This window comes from Flavobacterium sp. GQ95 (genome assembly GCF_059758655.1).
This window is the reverse complement of sequence record NZ_JCAXEB010000005.1, coordinates 363699-381498: the sequence shown is the minus strand read 5'-3', so window position 1 is coordinate 381498 and position 17800 is coordinate 363699. Positions and strand designations below refer to the sequence as shown.

15 protein-coding genes are annotated in these 17800 nt (G+C 32.1%); 8 read left to right on the top strand and 7 right to left on the bottom strand.

Annotation, left to right across the window (positions count from 1 at the left end; genetic code table 11):
* Positions 1-181: 181 nt before the first annotated feature.
* Positions 182-877: a DUF4294 domain-containing protein gene (locus AC6CH4_RS12475; protein WP_498103401.1), complete on the bottom strand. Its 696-nt coding sequence runs from the start codon at positions 875-877 to the stop codon at positions 182-184.
* 81 nt (positions 878-958) lie between these two features.
* Here AC6CH4_RS12475 and AC6CH4_RS12470 point away from each other — a divergent pair, with 81 nt between their 5' ends.
* The 7 genes from AC6CH4_RS12470 to AC6CH4_RS12440 all read left to right on the top strand — a co-directional run bounded on the left by AC6CH4_RS12470 (position 959) and on the right by AC6CH4_RS12440 (position 10437).
* The gene (locus AC6CH4_RS12470; protein ID WP_498103400.1) at positions 959-2047 is read left to right on the top strand and encodes a M42 family metallopeptidase; all 1089 of its coding nucleotides are present in this window, start codon (positions 959-961) and stop codon (positions 2045-2047) included.
* A gap of 62 nt (positions 2048-2109) precedes the next feature.
* Positions 2110-2790: a response regulator transcription factor gene (locus AC6CH4_RS12465; protein WP_498103399.1), complete on the top strand. Its 681-nt coding sequence runs from the start codon at positions 2110-2112 to the stop codon at positions 2788-2790.
* Positions 2787-4145: a sensor histidine kinase gene (locus AC6CH4_RS12460; protein WP_498103398.1), complete on the top strand. Its 1359-nt coding sequence runs from the start codon at positions 2787-2789 to the stop codon at positions 4143-4145. The genes AC6CH4_RS12465 and AC6CH4_RS12460 overlap by 4 nt, the downstream gene beginning before the upstream one ends.
* Positions 4146-4253: 108 nt before the next feature.
* The gene (locus AC6CH4_RS12455) at positions 4254-5501 is read left to right on the top strand and encodes a TolC family protein (protein ID WP_498103397.1); all 1248 of its coding nucleotides are present in this window, start codon (positions 4254-4256) and stop codon (positions 5499-5501) included.
* Positions 5502-5513: 12 nt separating this feature from the next.
* Positions 5514-6599: an efflux RND transporter periplasmic adaptor subunit gene (locus AC6CH4_RS12450; RefSeq protein WP_498103396.1), complete on the top strand. Its 1086-nt coding sequence runs from the start codon at positions 5514-5516 to the stop codon at positions 6597-6599.
* Positions 6600-6602: 3 nt separating this feature from the next.
* Positions 6603-9701: an efflux RND transporter permease subunit gene (locus AC6CH4_RS12445; protein WP_498103395.1), complete on the top strand. Its 3099-nt coding sequence runs from the start codon at positions 6603-6605 to the stop codon at positions 9699-9701.
* A gap of 133 nt (positions 9702-9834) precedes the next feature.
* A complete protein-coding gene (locus AC6CH4_RS12440) occupies positions 9835-10437 on the top strand; it encodes a DUF2238 domain-containing protein (RefSeq protein ID WP_498103394.1) in 603 nt (200 codons plus the stop codon).
* 83 nt (positions 10438-10520) lie between these two features.
* On the opposite strand, the gene AC6CH4_RS12435 is transcribed toward AC6CH4_RS12440, so the two are convergent.
* Positions 10521-10904, bottom strand: a complete 384-nt coding sequence (locus AC6CH4_RS12435) for an ankyrin repeat domain-containing protein (RefSeq protein WP_498103393.1) — start codon at positions 10902-10904, stop codon at positions 10521-10523.
* 328 nt (positions 10905-11232) lie between these two features.
* Here AC6CH4_RS12435 and AC6CH4_RS12430 point away from each other — a divergent pair, with 328 nt between their 5' ends.
* Positions 11233-11772, top strand: a complete 540-nt coding sequence (locus AC6CH4_RS12430; protein ID WP_498103392.1) for an SRPBCC family protein — start codon at positions 11233-11235, stop codon at positions 11770-11772.
* A gap of 64 nt (positions 11773-11836) precedes the next feature.
* Here AC6CH4_RS12430 and AC6CH4_RS12425 read toward each other — a convergent pair whose 3' ends face one another.
* The 5 genes from AC6CH4_RS12425 to AC6CH4_RS12405 all read right to left on the bottom strand — a co-directional run bounded on the left by AC6CH4_RS12425 (position 11837) and on the right by AC6CH4_RS12405 (position 17729).
* Positions 11837-12793 carry a phosphoribosylaminoimidazolesuccinocarboxamide synthase gene (locus tag AC6CH4_RS12425; RefSeq protein ID WP_498103391.1) on the bottom strand — a complete coding sequence of 319 codons (957 nt, stop codon included), beginning with the start codon at positions 12791-12793 and terminating at the stop codon, positions 11837-11839.
* A gap of 129 nt (positions 12794-12922) precedes the next feature.
* Entirely contained in the window at positions 12923-15271 is a 2349-nt protein-coding gene (locus AC6CH4_RS12420) for a S9 family peptidase (protein WP_498103390.1), read from the bottom strand.
* A gap of 171 nt (positions 15272-15442) precedes the next feature.
* On the bottom strand, positions 15443-16273 hold the full coding sequence (locus tag AC6CH4_RS12415; protein ID WP_498103389.1) for a Cof-type HAD-IIB family hydrolase: 831 nt from the start codon (positions 16271-16273) through the stop codon (positions 15443-15445).
* Between the two features lie 139 nt (positions 16274-16412).
* Positions 16413-16775, bottom strand: coding sequence for a DUF1801 domain-containing protein (locus tag AC6CH4_RS12410; RefSeq protein ID WP_498103388.1), 363 nt, complete (start codon positions 16773-16775; stop codon positions 16413-16415).
* Positions 16776-16808: 33 nt separating this feature from the next.
* Positions 16809-17729, bottom strand: coding sequence for a DUF4393 domain-containing protein (locus AC6CH4_RS12405; protein ID WP_498103387.1), 921 nt, complete (start codon positions 17727-17729; stop codon positions 16809-16811).
* Positions 17730-17800: the final 71 nt, after the last annotated feature.

The following is a 17800-nucleotide window of genomic DNA, read 5'->3' as shown; positions in this document are numbered from 1 at the left end:
GCTTCGCCTGTTCCCTAGCGCTCGGGTCCAAATTCCAAAATTCATTGGCTCTTCTCTGTTTGATAAAACTCTCTTATATATTAAAGTACATTTTACTTCCTTATATATACATATATATGTATAAAAAACAAACCCGACAGCTTTTGGAAAACTGTCGGGTCGTAATACTATATAAGGAATGCTATTTATCTTTGGCCTCTTCAGTTTTGGCTTGTTTTGCTTTTGCTTCCCATTGATTCATTAGAACACTATAATTTATTGGTTTAGCAGGTTTCTGATTTACCAATCGGCCGGACTCGAATGCTCTTTGGAGAATAGTTTCTATTAAATAGTCTTCATTGACTTCGTATGGATTGTATTCTTTCTTTAAACTGATATCGAATAAATTGGCGGTCGTGTTTGAGACAAAGGCTTTGAAACCACTCTTTAAGGTTCTGATTAATTCATATGTTGTGATTCCAGTTTGTCTGTGAACCAGCTTTACTAGAATTTGGCCCTGTTTACGCGAAAGTTTTTTTAGTCTTGCTTCGAATTCATTATTAAGGTAGTCTTCTACAATTTTAAAATACTTCTTTTTTTCACGATTGGTTTTCAAACGTGCCATTCCCTGATTTAGAGCCGTCAATCGATCTGCAGCTAATTTAGCATACGGATACACTTTATAAACTCTATTCTGTAGAATCATGAATTGCTTTTGCGCTTCGGGATCGAGCTTTTCTTTGGTAATGATAATCTCAGGCAATTCAATAGTATCGCCCAAAATCGAATCCTGTTCGGTTAGAATATAGCCCATTTGCTCGTTTTCTTTTGGCGTAACCTGAGCCTGGCTTGTAAACGAAATCAACATAAAGAATAATAGAATGTAGGTAAATCTCATTGAGTCATAATTTAAATGTAAAATTATATATTTATATACAACTCTAATACCAAATTTATAATTTAGCAAAAAAATATTTTTATGAGTACTGAATCTATCTTAAAAGATACCTCAATTGCTTTCCTGGAAAGCTACCTAAATAACGCCTCACCTACGGGATATGAAAGTGAAGGGCAAAAACTTTGGATGAATTATTTAAAACCATATGTTGACACTTTTATTACGGATACTTATGGAACGGCTGTTGGAATTATAAATCCTGATGCTCCTTTTAAAGTTGTAATCGAAGGTCATGCTGATGAAATTTCGTGGTATGTTAATTATATTACTGATGATGGTCTATTATATGTAATACGTAATGGTGGTTCTGATCACCAGATTGCGCCGTCAAAAAGAGTCAATATTCATACTAAAAAAGGAATTGTAAAAGGTGTTTTTGGATGGCCAGCTATTCATACTCGTTTACGGGACAAGGAAGAGATTCCGAAATTGAGTAACATTTTTATCGATTTAGGATGCGAAACTAAAGAACAAGTTCTTGAAATGGGTGTTCATGTGGGTTGCGTGATTACTTACCCTGATGAATTCATAATTTTGAACGAGAACAAATTTGTTTGTCGTGCTATCGACAACAGAATGGGCGGTTTTATGATTGCCGAAGTTGCTCGTTTATTACATGAAAATAAAAAAATACTTCCGTTTGGATTGTATATTGTAAACTCGGTTCAGGAAGAGATAGGTTTACGTGGTGCTGAAATGATTGCACAAACCATTAAACCAAATGTAGCCATTATTACTGATGTTTGTCACGATACGACTACCCCAATGATTGACAAAAAAGTAGAAGGCGATCTTAAAATGGGCAAAGGTCCCGTAATTGCTTATGCTCCGGCAGTTCAAAATAAATTACGCGATTTAATTGTGGATACGGCTGAGGAAAATGAAATTCCGTTTCAACGTAGCGCAATTTCCAGAGCGACCGGAACAGATACCGATGCTTTTGCTTATAGCAACGGTGGTGTAGCATCTGCATTGATTTCATTACCTTTACGTTATATGCATACCACGGTCGAAATGGTTCATAGAGAAGATGTTGAAAATGTGATTCAATTGATTTATGAGTCATTATTGAAGATTAAAAACAATGAGACTTTCTCTTACTTCAAATAACAATAAAATTTAAAACGTCAATTCGGTTAATCATTTAGCCGAATTGACTAATAAAAAATAGCATGAAAATACTACTACTCGAAGACGATTTTACTTTATCTAAAGAAATCTCCGCATTCTTTACCTCAAAAGAATTCGAGTGTGTACCTTATTATGATGGATCCTTATTATTGAAAAAGTATTTCCCCAACGAATATGATTTAATCATTCTTGATATTAATGTTCCAGGGACAAACGGAATTGACGTTTGCAAGGGAATTCGTGAAGTTGATAAAAAGACACCTATTATAATGTTAACGGCTTTTAGCGAAATTGAAGATAAACTGGCTTCTTTTGATAATGGTGCTGATGATTATTTGGTAAAACCTTTTCATTTTGAGGAATTGTATGCACGAAGTTCTTCCTTATTAAGACGAAAAGAGGTTCCGCAACAATCAGAGAAAAAAATTATAATTCAGGATTTAGAAATTCTGGAAGATGATATGAAAGTATTCCGCTTAGGCGAAGAAATAAAATTGACTCCAAAAGAATTTAAATTGATTTTGATTCTGGCTCATGCCAAAGGAAAAGTATTATCTAAACAATTTATTGCCGAGAAACTTTGGGATTATCATATTGAAACCAATCAGAATACGATTGAAGTTTATATCAATTTTTTAAGAAAGAAAATTGATAAAGACCACGAAACAAAACTGATTCGGACCAAAATTGGTTACGGATATTATTTAAGCGCTCAGGAATGACATTAAAAAACCGGATATCACTTTTAGTCAGTTTGCTTTTTACAATCCTATTTGGATTGGCATCTACCGTGATATTTGTTTTATATTCTAATTTCAGAAAAGAAGAATTTCGTGATCGTCTTGAAATAAAGGCACTTTCGAACATTAAACTTTTGGTTAATGTTAAAGAAGTTGATGATCAGCTTTTAAAAATGATTGATCAAAACTCCATCAATAAACTATATGACGAAAAAACATTAGTATTTGACTCTCATTACAAGCTTATATACAGCAGTATTGACGATGCCAAAATTAATTGGTCTATTGAAGATTTAAAATACCTTAAAAAACATAAAACTTTTTTTAAACAACAAGGCGATTATGAAGTTTATGGTGTTTTCTATGATACAAAAGACAAGGATTTTTATGCTTTGATATCTGCAACTGATGATTATGGTAAACGAAAACTGCTTTTTCTTAGATATACTTTAATTGTATCGTATATATTTTTTACCTGTATTTGCTGGATTCTGACATCCTTTATGGTAAAAAAAGCCATGAGTCCGTTGCGTATTTTCCATCAAAAAATAAAAAACATAAATGAGAACAATCTTGACACCCGTATAGAATCAAAAAGTACTAAAAATGAAATCGATTTGATTGCCAATGAATTTAATTTCATGATGGATCGAATTGAAATTTTTTATCAAAAACAAAAAGAATTTACAGCGCATGCCTCGCACGAGCTCAGAACTCCGTTGTCCAGAATAACGTCGCAGATTGAAAATACAATTACTGATTCTGCAACTTCTGATAAAGGAAAATCTTTTCTAAAAACTATTTTATCTGATGTCAATCAATTAACTGAATTGATTAATTCATTATTGGTTCTTTCTAAAATAGACAATAAGAATCATGAAAATTATGAAGTGCATCGAATGGATGAAATTCTGTTTTCGGCAATTGAAAACTTGAATAAAAGCTTTCCCGATTTCGTTATTCTTTTTGAAATGGAAGAAAACGACAATTTAGATAATGCTTTGGAAATTAAAGGAAACAAAAACTTACTAGAAATTGCTTTAAACAATGTCTTAAAAAATGCTTGCGTTTACTCTGATAACAAACAAGCCAAAGTGAAAATTAGTGCTGAAAAGGAACATCTTATTATTTCGATTTCAAATACTGGAAATACATTAAACGAAAACGAGCAAAAAAATCTTTTTCAACCATTTATGCGTGGTGTCAATTCTAAAGGCACAACTGGTTTTGGACTTGGATTACGAATTGTCAATCGTATTTTAATACTTCATAAAGCCGAAATCAAATACCGTGTTCCTGATAAAAATACTAATCTCTTTCAATTGATTTTTTATTAAAATCTTTTTCACTTCCATCTAAATACATTTTTAAGGTCTTTTTAAGGTTGTTCTTAAGGCGTCTTAAAGTCTAGCGATAGCATCTTTGTATCAAATAAAACCGATATAATGAAAAAGTTAATTGCACTCCTATTTCTGATTTTAGCAAGTCAGGCAGGCTTTGCTCAAAAAACAGTCACGCTGGAAGATTGTGAAAGCCAATTTTTAAAAAACAATCTTTTTTTACTGGCCTCTCAATATAATATTGATGCTTCAAAAGCATTAACTATTCAAGCCCGTATTTGGGATAATCCGATGATTACGGCAGAATTAAATGCATATAATCCCGAAAGAAATAAATATTTTGATATTGGAAAAGATGGTCAGAAAGCATTTGGTATTGAACAGCTTATTTATTTAGGAGGAAAAAAACGCAACGAAGTAAAACTGGCTCAAACCAATGAACAATTGGCCGAATTGCAATTTAATGATTTGCTAAGAACTTTAAAACTGCAATTACGTAAAAGCTTTTACACCGTTTATTACAACACCAAAAGTCTTGAAACTACTGATAAACAACTGGCTCATATTGAAGATTTGATCAACTCCTACTCCATTCAGGCGCAAAAAGGAAATATTCCTTTAAAAGATGTTGTCCGTTTACAATCACTTTATCTGAACTTCAAAAATGAAAGAATGGAAGTTGTCAATAACAATATTGAAGAACAAGCGAATTTGAAATTGTTATTGAACTCTATTGAAACTGTTGTTCCAATTGTTTCGGATACAGAATTCAATAAATATCTTAAAACTATAAACTTTGATTTAAAATCATTTGAAGATCAGGCTATCGCCAATCGTCCTGATTATTTAGCCAAGCAAAAAGAAATTGATGCCAACGAAATCAATGTAAAATGGCAAAAATCACTTTCGGTACCTGATATTACTGTTGGTGCAAACTACGATCAACGAAGTGGTGCTTTTAATAAGGAAGCTAATTTGACCCTTGGAATCCCTCTTCCTCTTTGGAATAAAAACAAAGGAAATATAAAGTATGCTCAAACCATTTTAGATCAATCTAAAGTCGAAAAACAAAATTTTGATTTGCAACTGCAAACTGAAATTACATCAGCCTGGAATAAATGGGATGAATCACGTAAAAACTATGCTGTTATAAAACCAACCGTTAACGCAGACTTTGATGCAGTCTACAACGGAATGTTGACCAATTTTCAAAAACGAAATGTGAGTTTATTAGAATTTACAGATTTTATGGAGAGCTACAATCAGGCAACAGTTCAGGTTAATGAATTGAAGAAAAAACTAGCCCTTTCCGGAGAAGAATTAAACAGTACCATAAACAAAGACTTATTTTAAAACTAATTAAAGATGAAACATAAACTAATAATAGGAATTGCAATTGTGAGTCTGGCATTCGCAAGCTGTAAAAAGGAAGTTGAGAATCCGCAGACCAATACTTCTTTTGCATTAAGTGATTCAATGCTAAAAACAACTACAACAGCTGTAGCACAAACACAACCTGTAAAAAACGAATTAAGTTTTTACGGGAAAATTACAGCTGATAACAATAAAATGATTGATGTTTATCCGCTTGTGGGTGGAAATGTAATTAAAGTAAATGTTGAACTTGGAGATTACGTACACAAAGGACAAGTTTTGGCAACAATAAAAAGTACTGATATTGCCGATTTTGAAAAACAATCTCTCGATGCAAAAAGTGATTTATTAGTGGCTAAAAACAATTTGAAAGTGGCTCAGGAATTATTTGATGGAAAATTAAATTCGGAAAGTGATGTATTACAAGCAAAATCTGAAGTAACTAAAGCACAATCTCAATTAGGCAAAATTCAAGAAACTTACAAGATCTATAATATTAAGGCCGGTTCTATTTATGAAGTTACGGCTCCAATTAGCGGATTTATTATTCAAAAAAGTATTAATCAGGACATGCTTTTGAGAAGTGACCGTTCTGAAAACATCTTTGACATTGCTGAAATCAGTGAGGTTTGGGCAATGGCAAATATCAATGAAACCGATATTGATAAAGTAAAATTAGGAATTGATGCTGATGTAACCACTTTGAGTTATCCTGATAAAGTTTTTAAAGGAAAAGTAGATAAAATTTTCAACGTAATTGATCCGGAAACCAAAGCGATGCAGGCACGTGTAAAACTGCAAAATCCTGGTTATTTATTAAAACCAGATATGAATGCCAACATCAAATTATCTTTTAAAGAAGATAAATCTTTGATTGCTATTCCGAGTGATGCCATTGTTTTTGATAAAAGCAAAAACTTCGTCATGGTTTTTAAAGATCGTCACAATATCGAGACAAGACAAGTTGAAGTTTACAGTGTTGTGGGAGATACTACCTACATTAAAAGTGGCCTGAAAGAAAATGAAAAGGTCATTACTAACAATCAGTTATTTATTTATCGCGCCTTAAACGAATAAATCATGAACAAATTCATTAGAAATATTATTGCTTTTTCACTTAAGAATAAAGCATTCACTTTTTTTTGGGTGGGATTATTGGCGGTTGCCGGATTTATTTCCTTTAAAAATATGCCAATTGACGCCTTTCCGGATGTAACGAATACTCAGATTATTATCATTACACAATGGAATGGAAAAAGTGCTGAAGAAGTGGAACGTTTTGTGACTTCTCCAATTGAAATCTCCATGAACTCGGTACAGAAAAAGACCAGTGTTCGTAGTATTACCATGTTTGGATTATCTGTAATCAAAATTATTTTTGATGATGGAGTCGATGATACTTTTGCACGTCAGCAGGTTAATAATTTATTGAAAAATGTTTCGCTTCCAGAAGATGTTGAGCCAGATGTTCAACCTCCGTACGGGCCAACCGGAGAAATATTCAGATACATAGTAAAAAGTAACAGCAGAGACAGTAGAGAATTATTGACTTATCAAAACTGGGTTATCGACAAACAACTTCGTTCTGTTCCTGGTGTTGCCGATTTAAATGTTTTTGGAGGTCAAACCAAAACTTATGAAGTTGGTGTTGATCCTATCAAATTAGCAAAATACAACATTACGCCATTACAAGTTTATAATGCTGTAAACGCAGGAAACTTAAATGTTGGTGGAGATATTATTGAGAAAAATGGACAAGCTTTTGTAGTTCGTGGTGTTGGACTTTTAAAATCTATTCCGGATATTGAAAATATAATTGTTGATGATGCCGGAGGAAATCCAATTCTGGTAAAAAATGTTGCTTCAGTTTATGAAAGTTCAATGCCGAGAGTGGGCCAAACCGGAATTGGAAAAAACGATGACGCTGTTGAAGGAATTGTTGTGATGCGAAAAGGTGAAAACGCTCAGGAAACGTTAGCTCTGATCAAAGATAAAATCAAATATTTAAATGATAATGTTCTTCCGAAAGACATTAAAATAGAAACGTTTTACGATCGCGATAATTTGATGAATTTCACGACCGAAACCGTAATGCACAATTTATTTGAAGGAATCATTCTGGTTACTTGTGTCGTATTTCTTTTTATGGCCGATTGGCGAACTACTTTCACAGTTTCGATTGTTATTCCGCTGTCCTTATTATTTGCCTTTTTATGTCTAAAAATGATGGGGATGAGCGCTAACTTACTGAGTTTGGGTGCAGTCGATTTCGGAATTATTATTGATGGCGCGGTGGTTATGGTCGAGGGATTGTTTGTGGTGTTAGACCACCGAGCGCATCAATTGGGAATGACGGCTTACAATAAAATTGCCAAAGGAAGTTTGATTAAAAAAACAGGAACTGAAATGGGTAAAGCTATTTTCTTTTCTAAATTAATCATCATTACTGCTTTATTGCCAATTTTCTCATTCCAGAAAGTAGAAGGAAAAATGTTCTCGCCCCTTGCCTATACTTTAGGTTTTGCGTTAATGGGAGCTTTACTTTTTACTTTGACATTAGTTCCGGTTTTATCACATATTCTATTAAATAAAAATGTAAAAGAGAAAAATAATCCGTTCGTGAATTTCTGGGATAGAATTGTAAGCAAAGGATTTGCATGGACTTTTAAACATAAAGTAAAAACGCTGATCGCTTCAATAACTATTTTGGTTGCAGTTTTTTTCTCTGCTACTTTTTTAGGAACTGAATTCCTGCCACAATTAAATGAAGGCGCATTATGGGTAACGGCAGAATTGCCCATGAGTACATCACTTCCTGAAAGCGTACAAACGGCTTCAATGATTCGAAAAGATCTCGAAAGTTTTCCGGAAGTCAAAAATGTATTGTCGCAAACGGGCCGAAGCAACGACGGAACAGATCCAAACGGATTTGGATTTATTCAGCTTCAGGTTGACTTGAAACCAAAATCAGAATGGAAACGAAATATTAATATGGATGAATTGATTAATGAAATGGATAATAAACTGAAAGTTCATCAGGGAATTACCTATAATTATTCTCAACCCGTTATTGATAATGTAGCCGAATCTGTAGCTGGTTTTAAAGCATCAAATGCTGTGAAAATTTATGGTGATGATTTGGATAAACTAGATGAATTATCAAACGAAGTTCTGGCAAAAATTAAAGATATTCCTGGTATAAAAGATGCAGGGATTCTGAGAAATGTTGGTCAACCAGAAATCAGTGTGATTCTGGACAGAGAAAAAATGGCTGCTTACGGCGTTACATTAAGTGATGCTCAAGCCGTTTTAGAATTAGCTTTTGGTGGAAAAACGGCTACTCAAAAATATGAAGATGAGAAAAAATTTGATGTCAGAGTTCGTTTTTCTAAAGAATACCGTAAAGATGAAGAAGATTTGGCCGAGCTTAAAGTTCCAACCATTAGCGGTGTTAAAATTCCGTTGAAAGAGATCTGCGATATCAAAACTGTAACGGGCCCGGCTTTCATCTACAGAGATAATACAAACCGTTTTATTGGTGTAAAATTCTCTGTTCGTGATCGTGATTTAGGAAGCACTATTGCGGAAGCACAGAAAAAAGTAGCTGAATTAAAAATGCCAAATGGTTACACAACAGGCTGGACAGGGGAATTTGAAAATCAGGTTCGTGCCAGTGCGCGTTTAGCTCAGGTTGTACCAATCAGTTTAATTGGAATATTTGTATTGTTATTTATTTTATTCGGCAATATTAAAGACTCATTACTTGTTTTGGCGAATGTTCCGTTTGCAATTATAGGTGGAATTATGGCTTTACACATTACAGGAATGAATTTTGGAATCTCGGCAGGTGTAGGTTTTATTGCCTTACTTGGAATTTGTATTCAAAATGGTGTTATTTTGATATCCGAATTTCATCATAATCTGAAAGCCAAATTCACACTGGAAGAATCCATTTTTATGGGAGTAAAAGCCAGAACAAGAGCTGTAGTTATGACAGCGTTAATGGCATCGATAGGTTTAATGCCTGCTGCAATTTCAACAGGAATTGGTTCTGAATCACAAAAACCATTGGCTATTGTAATTATTGGGGGTTTAATAACAGCAACTATTTTAACGCTATTGGTTTTCCCGATAATCTTTTGGATTTTCAATCGCAAAAAACATGCTCCTATTGAGTAAGAGTTTAAAAATAAATTAATTGGTTAAATTGATTTGGCTTTGTTAGAGAAAAGCATCATTATTTTTTAATGGTGCTTTTTTGTTTCCGTTACATTTTAGTTTAATATCTTGCATCTCATCAATTAAACTATTTATGAAATATATCTACTTTTTAATTACGCTGTTTTCAATTTCATTATTAGCCTCAGTTATAAATCCGAAAGAAGGTTTTACTTGTTTTCTTGAAGTCATTCCGGCTATTATTGGTTTTTTGATTTTAACTTTCACTTTCAAAAAATTTCGTTTTACCAATTTCACTTATACTTTGATATTGATACATTGTATCATTTTATTTATTGGCGGTCATTATACCTATGCCGAAGTTCCGTTTTTTGATTATATCAAAGAAGTATTCCATCAAAGCAGAAATAATTATGATAAGGTGGGACATTTTGCCCAGGGATTTGTTCCTGCAATGATTATCAGGGAATTGTTTATCCGAAAAGAAGTAATCAATAATAAAAGCTTTTTCAACTTTATTATTGTCAGCATTTGTTTGGCGATTAGTGCCGCCTATGAATTTATCGAATGGTTTGTTTCGATTGCAACGGGCGAAGGCGGAGATTCTTTTTTAGGAACGCAGGGTTATATTTGGGACACCCAATCTGATATGTTATATGCAACGATTGGTGCAATTACTGCTTTGATTTTGTTTTCGAAAATTCAGGACAAGCAAATACACAAAATAGATTTTTAATTAACCTGTAGCATATAAATAAAAAACGACCTTCTGCTCAATGAAGGTCGTTTTGTATACTAACTCAAACTCGATTTAAACTGTTATTTTAAATCTTTCAATAGTGCTATAGCATCAGTTGCATTAGACAATTGTGCATATTTCAATGCAGTGAAACCTTGTTCATTTTTATCTCCAGGACGAGCTCCATTTTCTAACAAAACTTTAATTATTTCAACTTTGTTATAACGCGCTGCGATCATTAATGGTGTCATGTCTTCTGATTTCTCATTTACATCAGCACCGTAAGCGATAAATTTTTTAACTACTTCTACATCTCCTTTACTCACTGCTACGTGTAACGGAGCTGAGAAATTGTGCGAAACTTCAATTTTTGGATTCACTACTGATGATGTGTGATTCGCTGCCATTGAAACATTGGCAAAAGCTACTAAAGCTACTCCTAAAATAATTACTGAATTTTTCATGTTGATTGATTGTTAAATTGATTGATTATTGATGATTTTTAAATTCTATGTAAATGTAATTCTATTTTTTGTATTATGTATTACCAAGTACCTTGTTTTAACTAATTCTTAACATTCATTTAATAAAAACCTAATAAATTCTTTTGAATGTTAAATTACCGTTTCATATATAGACGCTCGTTTATTCAATATGTTACAGTTTAAATTAAAAAAATATAAAAAATCTTATGAAAATTTTTAAATACTGTAAAATCAATCTTTAACTTTTTTAAATTTACCTATTGATTATTAGCAAAATAAACCAGTACTAACCTTAAAATCACAGCTTATGCTTATCCTTAAAAGAATTTTACTAATCCTGATATTAATTGTATCAGTTGTATTAATTGCTGCTTATTTTATGCCTAAAGATTATGCAGTACAAAGAGAAATTACCATCAATAAACCTGTTGATAGTGTTTTTAATTATGTGAGACATTTAAAAAATCAAAATGATTTTAGCGTTTGGGCTAATATCGATCCTAAAATGAAATCAACTTATAAAGGAACTGACGGAACTGTTGGTGCCATTGCGGCCTGGGAAAGTGATGTAAAAGATGTTGGCGTTGGAGAACAGGAAATTACCAAAATAACGGAAAGAAAACGTATTGATTTTGCACTACGTTTTAAAGAGCCAATGAATGACACCGCTGTTGGTTTTATGTCTACAGAAGCTGTTGCAGGAAATCAAACAAAAGTAAAATGGGGAATCAACGGTGTTTTTCCTTATCCGATGAATATCATGATGCCCATGATGAAAATGGATGCAATGCTTGGAAAAGATTTACAAAAAGGACTTGAAAATTTAAAGGCCAAAATGGAGCAATAAAAAAATAGCCACAGATTAAATTCCTTTATAATCTGTGGCTACTATAATAAATGTAAATATAAAATTATGCTTTATTAGAAAGATATTCTACTACATTATTATTAATGCGCTGATCAATATTAGCAATATCGGCCTTAACGAATTTTTCTCCTAAAATATTCTCATATAATTCAATATATCTTTCAGAAACAGATTCTATATATTCATCTGACATATCCGGAATTTGTTGTCCTTCCTGACCCTGAAATCCATTTTCAATCAACCAACGACGTACAAACTCTTTTGACAATTGTTTTTGCTCCTCGCCTTTTTCCTGTCTTTCCTGATATCCATCAGAATAAAAATAACGTGAAGAATCTGGTGTATGAATTTCATCAATCAAAACAATAACACCCTCTTTTGTTTTTCCGAATTCGTATTTAGTATCTACTAGAATCAAACCACGACTTGCAGCGATTTCAGTTCCTCTTTGAAATAAATCGCGAGTATATTTTTCTAAAACAATATAATCTTCTTCAGTAACAATTCCTTTTGCCAATATATCCTCACGAGAAATATCTTCATCATGAGAACCATTATCTGCTTTTGTAGTTGGCGTAATGATTGGCTCGGGAAATTTATCATTTTCCTTTAACCCTTCAGCCATTGTAACACCACAAATTTGCCTTTTTCCTGCAGCATATTCACGAGCAGCATGTCCTGAAACATAACCACGAATTACCATTTCTACTTTAAATGGATCACATAAATGCCCAACAGCAACATTTGGATCTGGCGTAGCAATCAACCAATTTGGAACAATATCTTCTGTTAATTCCATAAATCTCGTTGCAATCTGATTCAGAATTTGTCCTTTATACGGAATCCCTTTTGGTAAAACCACATCAAAAGCAGAAAGTCTATCGGTTGCCACCATTACCAAAAGTTCGTCATTGATATTATAAACTTCTCTAACTTTTCCACGGTAAACTGATTTCTGATTCGGAAAATTAAAATTTGTTGTTGTAATTGTATTGCTCATTATCCTAAGTTGTGTTGTTGTTTTTACGATTGCAAATTTAAAACTAATTAAAAGAGCAAACAAGAAAGTATTCAGTTTTCAGTCGCAGTTTTCAGTTTTGATACTGTGACTGAAAACTGTGACTGTAAACTATTTTTTCAGAAGCGTAGAATTAAATAAGTTTAAAATTCTGCTGTATTCGTCAATCCATGAATAAGTTTCTTTAAATCCGTGCGATTCTACAGGGAAAGAAGCCAAACTCCAGTTCTTCTTCTCCAATTCAATAAAACGTTGAGACAAACGTACAATATCCTTATACTCTACATTATCATCAACCATTCCATGAAGCATCACTAAGTTTCCTTTTAAATTATCTGCAAAATAAATTGGAGAACTTTTTTTGTAGGCGTCCGGATCTGTTTCCGGGAAATTCAAAATGTTTCCTGTGTATCCTTGGTTGTAATGTGCCCAATCTGTTACTGAACGTAATCCCGCTCCTGAAGCAAATTCTCCCGGAGTTGTCAACATTCCCATTAAAGTAATAAAACCACCGTATGAACCTCCATAAATACCTACTCTATTAGCATCTATACCATATTTTTCAACTAGTACTTTTTTACCATCAATATGATCAGATAAATCTTTTCCTCCCATAAAACGATAAATTCCGGTCCTAAAATCTCTTCCGTAACCGTCACTTCCTCTATAATCAATATCCAAAACAGTATAACCTAAATCAGTCAATAAATTATGAAACATGTATTCTCTGTAATAATTGCTCCAAAAATTATGAGCATTTTGAAGATATCCTGCTCCGTGTACAAAAATTACAGCAGCTTTATTGGCAATTTCTGCTTTTGGCGTATAAATTCTAGCATTTACAGGTGTTCCATCTTGCGCTTTGAATGTAATTACTTCAGGAGTTCTCCATTGATATTGTTTGAAAGCTTCTGTCGTTGAAGATGAAATTTGTTGTAAAGTTGTATTCTTTTTATTGTCAGCTACATAAAAATCCCAAGGAATGTTTTTATACGAATAACGAACTAATAATGATTTTTCGTCTGGCGAAAGCACCACTTCATGCGCTCCGTCTTTCGTTAAAATGGGTTGTAAAACACCATCAGCAAGAGCTAATTTGTAGAAATTTCTATTTCCCGGATGCGTTGTGTTTGTACTTAAGTAAAACACTTTTTTATCTTTCGATAAAGTAACATCACGAACTTCCCAATTACCTTGTGTTAATTGTGTTTTCTTCTTTGTCTTTACATTATAAGTATACAAATGAGAATATCCTGTCTCTTCAGATTGAAAATAAATGGTTTCATTATCAGCAAGGAAATCCAGAATTCCAGAAGAAAATGAATAACCCGGAATTCCAGGTCCGCCAATCCAGGCTTCGTCGTGTTGGTGTTCTATTTCTTCAAAAGTTCCTTTATCCAAATTTAGACTCACCAACCATCTGTCTTTATTATCCTGACTTCTGATTTCAACAATTGCTAATGAACCGTCTTCATTATAAACTGGCGCCTGAGGAACAATCAATTTGTCTTCTTTAGGCCTACTTTTTAAATTATCGTATTGCTCGAAATACTTCGGCGTATCCTGAATATGACTTAAAGTCGAAAAATTCACATAATAAACAGAATCTTTTGCAACAGAATAGATTCCGAATTTTGCTTTCACGAAATTGTTTACTGAAACTTTTTCCTTTGTATCCGGAGTTTGGTTATAACCATCAGCAGTTATAAAAACTTCCATTTTCTCTTTTTTTGTTTCCGTATCTTCTATCAGTCTAAAAGTGGCAAAATTTCCGTTTGGATTTACTTTTAGGTTATTGAAATTATCTTTTCCATAAAAATATTCTTTAGCAAAATCAGATTTTACTTCTTTGCTTTTGGCAAGGTTCCATTTTTTTCTGGCATCTTTATCTTTTATGAATTGAAATAATTCTTTTTGTTGGGTATTTAAAAAAGTTTCTTTCTCAGGTTTTGTTTCTTTTTTAACTCCTTTGCTAAAATTGGTGATTTGCAAAATCGTTCCTTCTTTAGTATTGTATTTAAAGATGTTATCGTTTTGTGCAAAAAAAAGTATTCCGGCTTGAGATCCTATTTGTAAATTAGAAATTGCTGTAGATTGCTGAATTAATTTTTTTGAAGTTTTAGATTGAATTGAATAGGAATACAAACTTCCTTTATCCAAATAATAAACAACATCAGATCCGGGTTTACTTTTAAAATCCATTTGAGAAAAAACAGCTTCTTTTGGCAAGACAACTTCTGGTTTTGTCATTCCTTTTTGCCAGAAATAAGTACTTGTTCCTAATTCATCTTTCGGATTCCATTCAAAATAAACTTTCTTTCCGTCTAAAGACCAGCGTCCGTTTGTGGGTTGATTTCCAATAAAAGATTCGCCTTTCATTATTTCTTCTAATTTCAAATTCTGGCTTTTGCCAGTAATCGAAAGAAATAAAAAGGCAAGGAGAAAAATGTTTTTTGTCATGGTATTAGTTTTTGAGAAAACAAAAATACACTTTGAAAATTATTAAAAAAATGTTTTTGTCAATTGCCTGCGAAATCCTTTATGAATCGTGTATTTAAAATGAAAAATCCTTGAAGAATTACCTTCAAGGATTATATTTTTATTGAAAACCTAAAAAATTAGAGTTGCTAATTAATTTGTTGCATATTCCTTATTCAAAATTTTAGAAGAAATGTATTTGGCAACTCCGTCTTCAGCATTGGTTTTAATTACTTCTAGATCTGGCAATGTTTCTTTTAATAAAGCTGGTGCATTACCCATAATTAAACCTTTTCCCGAAGCTGATAACATTTGCACATCGTTGAAGCCATCTCCAAAAGAAACTGCTTCTTCTAAAGTAAATCCTTCTTTTTCTAAAACTCTTTCGATTGCAACTGCTTTATCTATAGCTTTATCCATAAATTCTAAACAAGTTGGCAAACTGAAAGCATGGTGTAAATGTTCTGAAGAATTGGCTAAAATCGCATCTTTTAACTTTACTAATTTTTCATGATCATCACACGAAAAGAAAATCTTGATAGCGCCAAAATCTTCCAAAGTTTTATAATCAACCAATTCTGGTTTATATTTTAATTCTGATTGAAAAGCATTTAATTTTTCATTTATTCTATTCGTTTGCCAAACATTTTCTTTAAATAAAACCACTGTTATTTCAGGGTCAATATCAACGTTTAAAGCATTTTTTACAACTTCACTATCTAAATTGAATGAAAAAAGTTCTTCTTTATTTGGTGAATGAATTCTAGCTCCATTTGAACTCACCAGATAAACCGGAACTTCAAGTGTTTCAATAATAGCCATAGCATCAAGATGATGACGGCCTGTAGCAACAACAATAAGATAATTTTGATTGTGAAGTTCCTGAAAAATGGATTTGGTATAATCTGAAATTTTGTGTTGAGGGTTGAGTAAAGTTCCGTCAAGGTCACTTACTACAACTTTTATATTTTTAAGCTTAGTCATATTAAAGATTAAATATTTATGAAGTGCAAATTTACGGCTTTACGCTCAGAAGAGCAAAGATTACAAGCCGTAAAAGCCCGAAATAAGATAAGTTTATTATTTATTTAACTATTTCATTAAATATTGAAGTATAAACAATTTAAACTTTTATAATTCCGGATTTGTATAGATTTAGTGCTTTCTGGATAATGGTTTCAATTTGTTCCAATGGCAAATCTTCATCAGCATTAAACAACATTATTTTCATTCTGGAACGTGCTTGCTGAAATAAAAACGGTTCCTCAAAATGTTTTCCTTCTACGATTCCGATGTAAGGCTGTTTGTATTTTTTATGAATCCATAAATAGCAGAACATTTTTCCTTTGTAACAGAAAAAGGGCATTCCGTATTTTAGGACGTGTGTAATTTCTGGATCTTGTTTTAGGATAATCTCTTTTAATGCAAGAAACACGCCTTTTATAGGTTCTTCTTGTTTTAAATAGAAATCATCTAGTTGTTTCATTAATTTTTAAAATATAAAAAGACAAAATATCGTTTAGTTTTCAATTTCTTTTACACAAGCATCCAAAAATCCTTTTCCTAAATCTGTAAATTCTATATAGCCTTTCCTAATATCTAATTCCAATTCCATTTCATCACCTTTCTCTTTGCTGATTTTTTTTATATTATTCTCACATTCTTCGTATTTACTTTTATAATCTTTTTTAATAAACTCTTCATATCTAATTAAATAATCTTTGCTATGAAGTATACGTTCAAACTTAATTAAACCATTTAATGCTAAATTTTCGATATATAATTGAATATTTTCAGGAAATAATAATTTAACTTCATTTTCAATTCCAGAAAGGTTTTCATATAACTTTATATAAATACTATTCCTATCTTGGGTTGAATACGCAATTATATTTTTTAACTGTTCCGCTGTTTTAGGTTCTTGACTATCAAAATAATCAGTTTTTTTTATTTTCTCAATATATTTATGCACATATATATCGATAAACGGAATATAAGATTGATTTTTATAATGAAATAAAATCTTTGCTTCGTCAACAGAAAGTCTTTCTAAAATTGACAAATAAGCTGGATGAACAAATTTTAATGTTTCTTCAAATGAAGCCTTTGTCAATAAATTAATGAATGTTTCTGAAAGTTCATTTTCATCTAAATAAATTAATTTATCTAAAATTGGCAATCCGACATATGGCGGAACTTGAGATAAAGTATGATCAGAATTTGAATTAATTTTGTCTGAATATTTTTTTAAATTATTATCAAAGTAAATTCTAGACTTTGAATTTACGAGTTTTAAAGGAAGTAAAATTAAATTCGCATCATCAATAACTGTTGAAAGAGCTTCACCTGCTTTTTTCATTCCTGGTCCAAACAAATCTTTATAAAATTCATTCAAAGGAATGTTATTTAGCAATTTTTCAACTATTTTAATTTCTCCCATAATATATATTTTTATTAATTTAAAAAAATATTCGTTTTCCACATTCCTAATTAAAGATGATGTAGAAAACG